We start from the raw sequence: 10073 nt of genomic DNA, 5'->3' as shown, positions 1-10073 counted from the left end.
TTCGTTTAGTGATTGGTTTCATTGCACTCTCCAATTTTAAATTGAAAAAGTGTCAACCTTATTCAGGACGGGTCAGTTGCTAAAGAGAAAGCCAATTAGAACACGCGTTTTTTGCTGTTTCCCTATTATATTGTGATGATAATGCCACCGCTGTGTGGCATTATTTTTTGTAAACGAAATCCTAACTATTGCTTATCAGGCTAAGAAAGAGATCAAAAGAGCCGATAAATACATTATTAAGATTCATACCCTTCAATAATTAGCTTTCTCGATTCAATTAAAAAGAAGTTTAAATTGAAATGGTTATGAATTGACCCTTTTAAAACAAATATTTAAAAATTGGATGCTAAATAAGATGAAAGGCATAGGGAGTGCTTTCCCATTTTTTAACCTCTTAGTGTAAAGTTATGTTATTTTTTACTGTTTTCGTGTTAATTGACTTGAAATAGTGTGAAAAAACCTTATTTATAAAGTAAATTCTACGTGATCTTAGTTTTTACCAAGGAATGCAAAAAAATGATGAGAATTGCTTTATTCTTGCTCACGAACTTAGCAGTAATGTTTGTGTTTGGAATAATTTTGAGTTTAACCGGTATTCGTGGAAGTAGCGTTCAAGGCTTGCTGATTATGGCGGGCTTGTTTGGTTTCGGCGGTGCTTTTATTTCATTGCTGATGTCTAAATGGATGGCACTGAAATCGGTGGGGGGGGAAGTTATTGAAAACCCACGTAACCAAACTGAACAGTGGCTAATGACGACGGTACAGCGTCAAGCGCAGCAAGTGGGCATTCAAATGCCACAAGTAGCGATTTACCATGCACCTGATATTAATGCTTTTGCAACAGGGGCTCGCCGTGATGCATCGCTAGTTGCAGTGAGCACTGGGTTACTTGAAAATATGAGCCGCGATGAAGCAGAAGCGGTTATTGCCCATGAAATCAGTCATATCGCCAATGGTGATATGGTGACAATGACGTTACTGCAAGGTGTTGTGAATACCTTTGTTATCTTTATTTCTCGTATCATTGCCCAATTAGCGGCAGGTTTTATGTCAAACAATGATAACGAAAGTGAGAGTAGCAACGGTAACCCAATGGTTTACTTTGCGGTTTCAATGGTATTGGAAATTGTATTTGGTATTTTAGCGAGCATTATTACTATGTGGTTCTCTCGCTACCGTGAATTCCATGCTGATGCAGGCTCTGCAAAATTAGTGGGGCGCGAAAAAATGATCGCGGCACTGCAAAGGCTGAAAACGAGTTATGAACCGCAAGAAGAAGGGCGTTTGATGGCATTTTGTATTAATGGTCGTGGTAAGGCATTCAGTGAATTATTCCTGTCTCACCCACCATTAGACAAACGAATTGAAGCACTTCGCTCAGGCGAATATTTAAAATAGTCTAGAAAGCCACTTCATGTGAAGTGGCTTTTTTATTGTGTATGCATAGGGATAGTAATGAAACTTTCACAGAGTGTCAGTGGTGCACTGAGAACTTTTGCGTATTTTATGACTAGTGGTAGCCACTACATGTTAAGTGATGTTGATTATGTCAAACTATGCGCTGACAACCCCAGTTTAGTTGAGCAAGTGTATGCCATCTTAATCAATACCCTAGAGCTTGATGAAAATGGAGATGTCACTAATTTCAAACATGCGCAAAAACGCGCAACAGACTATATTCGTTGGTATGATGACCACTCATATGTTGTCGAACCGCCCTATGAAGATTGGGAAACTGAGCTGTATTGCATACCCGCGAATTAAAACCAGAATATGAATTTCTAGAAAATCAGCTAAAACTGACTCGTCATTTATTGTTATCACGTAAAAATACCTATTTATTTGATAGCGAGACATTAATATCTTCCACAATAAGCTATATTAACTCTAACTATGGGTAATTTTGCTTGTGTTTAATTTCATATGGGAGCCAATACATGGACATACTTGTTAAAACAATACTCTTCGGTAACTCTTTTCAAACAGAGCCTAACCCTGCGCGACTTATTCCCATTAAATTTGAAATTTACCAATCAAACCAAGGGTTTTACCACCGAATTTACAAAGAAGTCGGGATGTCTGGTGCAAACGTAGGGCAGGTCTTTCGCGTTTGGGCTTTTGAAGAGCAAAAAAGTTGGGATAAGCAAACGAAGAATACAACAGTGGATGAGTACGCGAACTACTGCAATAGCCTGTTTACGCAAGCAGGGCAATAATTAAAAGCAAAAAAAAGCCCCCTTCATAGGGTTTTGAAGGGGGAGCTAAATGAATAAAGAATGGTTTAATTCGTAAATAAAGATAGATGATTTTGATAACAAAAACTTAGTTATTTGTGCAGTTAATCCATTCTTGAATACTTTTGTGCTTTAAATAGCATTTATCGCTAAATAATCTATTGGCGATAGCCAGTTTTAATTTGTTCTAAGATGCTTGTATAGGTTTCTGCTTGTTTTTCGTCTTCCATTTGAGCAACTTCACGTTGCATTTTGATCAAAATTTTACCTGCATCAGCTTGGCCAATTGCTTTAAGCATATGAGTCACTAGATTCTTTAAGCAGGTCACTTCATCGGCAAGTGCTTGGACATCAGGCTCAGTAGGAAAATGGGTTTTCATTAAATCGATCCTTTAAGATAAAAAGTAATTTTATGGATTGTAGCATAGAAAAAATAATATGTGCTTTCAGATAAATAAGATGTATGCAATCGAATATAAAGCATGCAAATTCTGATGCATTTGATTAATGTTTTGGAAATATTGGCCAGTTTTTTGTCGTGATGCTTTTTAGAAAAGATTATTATTGGAGTTTAGTGCTTTGAGGTTGATTATCAATATCAAGAGTGAGCTTTAAAATAGCTAAATAGTTGTGATACAATTCACAAAAATATGGCGTGTAGAGCAATAAAACACCGCTTAATCGTTCAGTTTAGTTCTAAACATATGTTTCCCTTAGGCCATCATCACAAGTCGGTAACCGATTTGTGTCATTAGCTTATGGAAAACTGAAGGCAAGATAAATAATGACACAAGTATCGAGAAAAACCGCTTGGATCCGCGTTTTAGCGCTAGCGGTTGCTGCATTCGTTTTTAATACAACAGAGTTCGTGCCTGTTGCATTATTAAGTGATATTGCGGCCAGTTTTGACATGACGGTAGCGCATACAGGGTTGATGATCACCATATATGCGTGGGTGGTAGCGTTGATGTCATTACCATTAATGTTATTAACCAGTAAAATAGAACGTCGTAAGTTACTGGGATTCTTGTTTGTTATTTTTATTATTAGCCATATTGTTACGGGTTTTGCGTGGAATTTTGACGTGCTAATAATTGGGCGTGTGGGCGTTGCGCTATCTCATGCAGTCTTTTGGTCGATTACTGCTTCTTTGGCTATTCGTGTTGCCCCCGCAGGAAAAAAAGCACAGGCACTGGGGTTACTCGCAACGGGTACCGCATTAGCCACTGTTTTAGGTCTACCAATTGGTCGTGTTATTGGGCAGTTTTTAGGCTGGCGGGTGACTTTCTTGTGTATAGGTGTTGTGGCGCTATTCACAATGGTTGCACTGATCCGTTTCCTACCACGCTTACCAAGTGAACATTCAGGTTCATTGAAAAGCCTCCCTGTATTATTTAAGCGCCCTGCGTTGGTAGGGATGTTTGCTTTAACTGTGTTAGTGGTGACAGCACACTTTGCAGCATACAGCTATATTGAGCCTTTTGTCCGCGATGTAGCACATCAAAGCCAAAACTTTGCGACGGTATTACTGCTTATTTTTGGCGCAGCAGGTATTATTGGTAGCGTTATTTTTAGCCGCTATAGTACAAAACTTTCATTAATATTCTTGCCATCCGCGATAGCGTTAATGACGCTATGCCTGTTGTTGCTGTTGCCTATGGGGGGCAATGCCTGGTCACTGATTATCTTGTCCGTGTTCTGGGGAATTGCGATGATGTGCATTAGTTTAGGCATGCAGGTGAAAGTGATTGATTTGGCACCGGATGCAACGGATTTAGCCATGGCTATCTTCTCGGGTATCTTTAATATTGGGATCGGTGGCGGGGCGTTGCTAGGTAACCAAGTGATTGTGCATATGGGTATGACGCGAATTGGTTATGTAGGTGCGGTTATTGGCGCAATAGCATTTATTTTGTGTCTCTATTTATTCAGACGTTATAGCCAAACATTGAGTGATAAACTGACTCCAGCCGCACAACATTAATACGTTAAATTAATTGCCTGTTAAATAAGCTCTGTAGTGCTTTTAAAGCATACGGAGCTTTTTTCTGTTTTATCGCTATATTTTATTTTTTAATACAACAATAAGGAACAACAATGAAAGGGTTAAGTTTTCTTTTGATGTCTATTATTGCAGAAGTAATTGCAACCACTACATTAAAAGCTTCTGATGGGTTTAGCCGCTTTTGGCCGTCATTAATCGTCATTATTGGTTATGGTGTTTCTTTCTGGGGATTATCACAGGTAGTGAAAGTGATGCCACTGGGGATAGCTTATGCTATTTGGTCTGGTTTAGGGATCGTATTAGTTTCAGTCGCTGCAATTTATATTTATAACCAAAAACTCGATTTACCTGCAATTATTGGTATGCTATTAATTATAGTTGGTGTTTTAGTCATCAATTTATTTTCAAAAAGCAGCACGCATTAAGTGCAAGGGATGACAGCGGTTTTATAGGAGAAAAAGAGCATGGGGCGTAAGGTCAGCCAGTTATTAAAACCTGTGATGGCAGTTGCTGTTGCGGGTGTAATGTCAGTGATGTTATCGGCTTGTGGAAGCTCAGAAGTGAATAAAACCGTTGATAACTCAGCAGCTCAGTATGCAAAGCAAGTGGTTAATTTAGGACCTGGAATCCAAGAAGCTTGTGTCTCTGCGGGAGGATTGCCTGCATTAACACTTGAATTAAATGGCGATAAAACGGCAGTTTGCCAATTTGCTAATGGTAGACGTTGTGCCGCAAATGCTATCCAAAGTGGTGCCTGTATTTAATGTTTATTTCAGCCTAATAAAAGAAAAGCCCCTTTAATTTGGGGCTTTTTGCATTTAGTGAATTTGTTTGTGATTAAAACGATTTTTTAGCAGGGAAAAACTGGCTAATTAACACAATAACTGCCACTAAAATATAAGCAGCAAAAATACCAATCAACCACTGTGGCATATCAAGGCCTAAAAATGCCCACTGCCTCACCGCGCAGTCACCCGTCGCTTCGAACATCGCAGGCACCCATTCTTGTAATGGTAGCCAATCTGGGAAGTTGACAAAGAAATCACAAGACGCAAATGGAGAAGGGTAAAGTTGCAGCATGGTGTGTTCCCATGCGAGATCTAAACCACGCCATGCTGCGTAAATCCAAACAACAATAGCTACCCAGCGGATAATGATATTTCGGGGGGTGATCGCGCCAATTAAGCCTGCAAACATAACACCCAGCAATGCAACGCGTTCATAAATACACATTACACAAGGTTGTAGCTTCATAACATGTTGAAAATATAATGCCGCACACTCTAACATAAAGGCTGTAAAGGCCATCAATAGCCATGCGCCTCGTCCTTGTGAGCAGTAGTTAAAAAATCGGAACATACTTGAGATATCCTAATTGAGTGATGCGCACATTTTGCCCCTATCTGCCTGATAAAAAAAGCACCTAAAGCAAAATAAATACCGATTCGAGTTAGGTTTTACCTAACATTACAATCAGGCGCTGATAAAACGCCTGATTGATGTTGAGTATAATCCCTATCCAAAAGTTATCAAACCGATGGACTCCATCCAATGGGTAACTGGTACGAGCCAGTATTCTACGCCTAATAAGCCCACAATGGTCATGACAATAGTATAAGGCAGAGCCATCCAAACCATTCGACCATATGATAAACGAATTAATGGTGAGAGTGCGGAGGTTAATAAGAACAAGAATGCGGCTTGCCCATTCGGTGTTGCAACAGAAGGGAGGTTTGTCCCTGTATTGATAGCCACGGCTAAAAACTGGTATTGCTCAGATGAAATAAGCCCTTCATTCGCCGCCTTCATTGCTTCCGTGATGTACACAGTACCCACAAAGACGTTATCAGATACAGCGGATAACAACCCGTTAAACAGATAAAACAGTGATAGCTGAGAAGATTCAGATGATTGCAAAACAAACTGAATAAAAGGCGTGAATAGCTGTTGATCAATAATAACGGCAACAATACTGAAAAAGACGGTTAATAATGCGGTGAATGGGAGCGCTTCTTCAAACGCTTTACCTAACGCATGTTCTTCAGTAATACCACAAAATGCAGTCGCTAACACAATCACAGATAAACCGATAAGCCCAACTTCAGCCAAGTGGAACGCTAAAGCGACGATTAGCCAAATACCAATTAACCCTTGTACCCATAACTGCGCTTGTTCCTTTTTCGTGCGCTTTGCTGTCATTTTTTTATCGTGGTCGGTTAAAATTTGGCGAACACTATCTGGCAATTCGGCACCATAACCAAACAGTTTGAATTTTTCAACGAGAAAACAAACGATTAAACCACATAGGAAAACAGGGATAGTGACAGGCGCCATGCGTAGGTAGAAGGTGATGAAATCCCAATTAACATGTTTTGCAATGATTAAGTTTTGGGGCTCGCCGACCATAGTCATCACACCGCCGAGTGCCGTACCGATCCCTGCATGCATCATTAAGCTACGCAAAAACGCGCGAAATTGTTCTAACGTTTGTTTTTGCTCGCAGCTATCGATAAATCCATCATTTTGCAGGTCAATATCACTGTGCTGATTGGAGGCATATTGATGGTAAATAGAATAGAAACCAATGGAAACGCTGATCACGACAGCTATAACGGTTAACGCATCTAAAAAAGCAGACAAAAACGCACTTGCTAAGCAAAAAGATAATGACAGAATTCGTTTAGAACGGACGTTTATTAGTAATTTGGTGAAAACAAATAACAAAAGTTGCTTCATAAAATAGATGCCTGCCACCATAAAGATCAGCAGTAAAACCACTTCAAGGTTGTTACTGATTTCATGGGAAATCTGTGCAGGGCTTGTCATGCCAATAAGAACTGCCTCGATAGCGAGTAAGCCACCGGGTTGTAATGGGTAGCACTTTAATGCCATTGCGAGTGTGAATATAAATTCAATCACCAATAGCCATCCCGCGATAAATGGGCTGGCAAAATAGAAAACAATTGGGTTGATTATCAGGAATATAATAATCGCAAGTTTGTACCAATCGGGGGAATTTCCCAGAAAGTTTTTCAAAAATGCACTTTTTAAACTAAAATCCATTATGGCTCGTTATCCTCTTATTGGATGTTATGTCACGTTCCACAACATACTACTCTTATCTTTTAAGGATTTTAAGTCTATTTGCTAATTGATAATGTATGAATTATATGGAAATTCTATGATTTGTTTCACTCTTTATTTTGAGTCTAACTATATCAGAAGAAGACAATCTGGTATGATTTCCCCAATATCCGTTTAAAAGGTTTGGAATAATAAAAATATGGTTATTAAAGCTCAAAGCCCGGCAGGTTTTGCGGAAGAGTACATTATTGAAAGTATATGGAACAACCGTTTCCCACCAGGTTCAATCTTGCCCGCTGAGCGCGAACTGTCAGAGTTAATTGGTGTAACACGCACTACCTTACGTGAGGTGTTACAGCGTCTGGCTCGTGATGGTTGGTTGACCATCCAACATGGTAAGCCAACGAAGGTGAACAACTATTGGGAAACGTCGGGCTTAAACATTTTAGAAACGCTTGCTCGATTAGATCACGATAGAGTTCCGCAACTGATTGATAATTTACTGGCGGTACGGACAAATATTGCCGCGATTTTTATCCGAACAGCATTTCGGAACAACCCAGAAAAGTCTTTAGAAGTATTAGCGGGCAGAGAAAAAGTGGAAGACAATTCTGATGCATTTAGCGATTTGGATTATAACATTTTCCGCGGTCTCGCTTTTGCGTCAGGTAACCCAATTTATGGGCTGATTATTAATGGGTTAAGAGGTTTGTATACCCGTGTTGGCCGGTATTATTTTTCTAACCCGGAAGCAAGGCGCTTAGCATTAAGCTTTTACCAGCAACTGAGCCACCTGTGCCGTGAGCAAGCCTATGACCGTATTATGGAATGTGTACGTAATTACGGTAAGGAAAGTGGCCTGATTTGGCATTCAATGCAAGGCAATATGCCATCTGATTTAGCCCATATTCGTTAAGCATATAGCATAACCAAAATTTCAATGATTAAAGCCAGCATTCAATGATGATTGCTGGCTTTTTTATTGTTAGTCTTTTTAAGACGTGCGTTTTATCGTTCTTCATGGGAATGTACGCTATAACAATCGATATAAAACGTTTAATTAAAATAATATTCTATGAATATTGCAATTAACGATGTATTGGCTTTTAAAGTGGGCGTTGGTGAGTGTGAGGTAATCGACAGTAAGTTCTTACTCTTTGATAGATTATACTGAAAAATATCATTTTGATTTTTAGGTTTATTTTCAATTCTTATTGTAATTCATTGATAATTATGATTTAAATGGATTTTATTATATTCCATCTATTAGAATAAAAATCCATATTGTAAATATATTGTGACAATAATTGAATTTTTTATCTGAATTGTTAAAAGTGTTAATTCACTGCATTGGCAAAAGAATACTAGAATATTATTCTAATGAATAATTCATCATTTCGCGGCTGAGGGCCCTATGAAAATTCTCGTGTTAGGTGCAGGTGTTATTGGTGTGACAACAGCATGGTATTTGGCGCAAGAAGGCCATGAAGTTATTGTTGTGGATAGACAGTACGATGTTGCTGAAGAAACCAGTGCGGGCAATGCAGGACAAGTTTCACCCGGGTATGCAACGCCATGGGGTGCCCCAGGAATTCCCCTGAAAGCCGTGAAGTGGATGTTTGAAAAGCATGCGCCACTGGCAATTCGTCCAGATGGGTCGCTGTTTCAGTTACGCTGGATGTGGCAAATGCTCAAAAACTGCGATATTCAGCATTACGCAATGAATAAAAGCCGAATGGTTCGTATTGCTGAATATAGCCGTGACTGCATGCGTGAACTTAGACATGATATCGGAATTCATTATGAGGAGCGCCAAGGGGGCACGCTGCAACTGTTTCGCACTGCAAAGCAATTTGATAATGCCGCGAACGATATCGCTGTGTTACAACAAGAGGGCGTGCCGTATGAATTGCTAACCTCTGATGAATTGATCAAAGCAGAGCCTGCGCTCGAATTTGTAAAACACAAATTGACGGGCGGGTTGCGTTTGCCAAATGATGAAACTGGGGATTGTCAACAATTCACTAAGAAGCTCGCTAAAATGGCCAGTGATGCAGGGGTAAAATTCCAATTTGGTGTGCAGGTTGAACAAATTCTAACGGAAGGCCAACGCGTAAGTGGTGTGCGTATTGATGGTCAGATCCTGCAAGCGGATAGATATGTGGTGGCTATGGGGTCTTATTCCACAGCAATATTGCAAAAATTGGTTAAAATCCCCGTTTATCCACTCAAAGGCTATTCGTTGACAATGCCAATTATTGATGCCGAAAGAGCGCCAACCTCCACCATTTTAGATGAAACCTATAAAATTGCAGTGACACGTTTTGACGAACGCATTCGTGTCGGTGGGATGGCAGAAGTGGTTGGTTTTAATTTAGAGATCCTAAAAAAACGCTGTGAAACATTGAAAATGGTGGTACAAGACTTGTATCAAGGTGGTGGTGATATCAGCCAAGCGCAATTTTGGACAGGGCTCAGACCTATGACGCCAGATGGTACACCGATTGTCGGGCCAACCGCATATAGCAATTTATATTTGAATACGGGGCACGGCACGTTAGGCTGGACAATGGCATGCGGTGCGGGCAAATTGCTGGCGGATTTAATTTCAGGAAATACACCTGATATTGCCTCTGATGATTTATCAGTATCACGGTATTTAGATGGGTTTAATACGAAATTAGTGGCAGGTGGGCATTTAAACCCTGCGCGTTGATTTATTTAGGTTATATAGTCGATGTGCTGACATA

At 39.8% G+C, this 10073-nt stretch carries 11 protein-coding genes; 8 read left to right on the top strand and 3 right to left on the bottom strand.

The annotated features are described in order from the left end of the window. Positions 1-516 precede the first annotated feature (516 nt). The 3 genes from htpX to AC4IFO_RS19360 all read left to right on the top strand — a co-directional run bounded on the left by htpX (position 517) and on the right by AC4IFO_RS19360 (position 2216). Positions 517-1398, top strand: coding sequence for a protease HtpX (gene htpX, locus AC4IFO_RS19370; protein WP_206086163.1), 882 nt, complete (start codon positions 517-519; stop codon positions 1396-1398). A gap of 57 nt (positions 1399-1455) precedes the next feature. Continuing rightward, positions 1456-1764, top strand: coding sequence for a DUF7677 family protein (locus tag AC4IFO_RS19365; protein WP_490736884.1), 309 nt, complete (start codon positions 1456-1458; stop codon positions 1762-1764). Positions 1765-1937: 173 nt separating this feature from the next. Beyond that, positions 1938-2216 carry a hypothetical protein gene (locus tag AC4IFO_RS19360; protein WP_490736882.1) on the top strand — a complete coding sequence of 93 codons (279 nt, stop codon included), beginning with the start codon at positions 1938-1940 and terminating at the stop codon, positions 2214-2216. A gap of 176 nt (positions 2217-2392) precedes the next feature. Here AC4IFO_RS19360 and AC4IFO_RS19355 read toward each other — a convergent pair whose 3' ends face one another. Then, entirely contained in the window at positions 2393-2614 is a 222-nt protein-coding gene (locus AC4IFO_RS19355; protein WP_490736880.1) for a DUF2594 family protein, read from the bottom strand. Between the two features lie 404 nt (positions 2615-3018). Between AC4IFO_RS19355 and AC4IFO_RS19350 the strand changes: the two genes are divergently transcribed. The 3 genes from AC4IFO_RS19350 to AC4IFO_RS19340 all read left to right on the top strand — a co-directional run bounded on the left by AC4IFO_RS19350 (position 3019) and on the right by AC4IFO_RS19340 (position 5003). Continuing rightward, on the top strand, positions 3019-4218 hold the full coding sequence (locus AC4IFO_RS19350; RefSeq protein WP_490736878.1) for a sugar transporter: 1200 nt from the start codon (positions 3019-3021) through the stop codon (positions 4216-4218). Between the two features lie 113 nt (positions 4219-4331). Beyond that, a complete protein-coding gene (locus tag AC4IFO_RS19345; RefSeq protein WP_490736877.1) occupies positions 4332-4664 on the top strand; it encodes a DMT family transporter in 333 nt (110 codons plus the stop codon). A gap of 39 nt (positions 4665-4703) precedes the next feature. Beyond that, positions 4704-5003, top strand: coding sequence for a DUF333 domain-containing protein (locus AC4IFO_RS19340; RefSeq protein ID WP_490736875.1), 300 nt, complete (start codon positions 4704-4706; stop codon positions 5001-5003). Positions 5004-5076: 73 nt separating this feature from the next. On the opposite strand, the gene dsbB is transcribed toward AC4IFO_RS19340, so the two are convergent. Next, on the bottom strand, positions 5077-5598 hold the full coding sequence (dsbB, locus tag AC4IFO_RS19335; protein ID WP_490736873.1) for a disulfide bond formation protein DsbB: 522 nt from the start codon (positions 5596-5598) through the stop codon (positions 5077-5079). A gap of 156 nt (positions 5599-5754) precedes the next feature. After that, the gene (nhaB, locus tag AC4IFO_RS19330) at positions 5755-7302 is read right to left on the bottom strand and encodes a sodium/proton antiporter NhaB (RefSeq protein ID WP_490736871.1); all 1548 of its coding nucleotides are present in this window, start codon (positions 7300-7302) and stop codon (positions 5755-5757) included. 220 nt (positions 7303-7522) lie between these two features. Here nhaB and fadR point away from each other — a divergent pair, with 220 nt between their 5' ends. Both fadR and AC4IFO_RS19320 read left to right on the top strand, forming a co-directional pair. Further along, positions 7523-8239 (top strand): fatty acid metabolism transcriptional regulator FadR, encoded by a 717-nt coding sequence (fadR, locus tag AC4IFO_RS19325; protein WP_047756875.1) that lies wholly within the window; start codon positions 7523-7525, stop codon positions 8237-8239. A 498-nt stretch (positions 8240-8737) separates the two neighbouring features. After that, the gene (locus tag AC4IFO_RS19320) at positions 8738-10039 is read left to right on the top strand and encodes a D-amino acid dehydrogenase (RefSeq protein WP_490736869.1); all 1302 of its coding nucleotides are present in this window, start codon (positions 8738-8740) and stop codon (positions 10037-10039) included. Positions 10040-10073 lie beyond the last annotated feature (34 nt).

The sequence above is a fragment of the Providencia sp. UF-224 genome (assembly GCF_058245955.1).
This window is presented reverse-complemented; position numbering and strand designations above follow the sequence as displayed.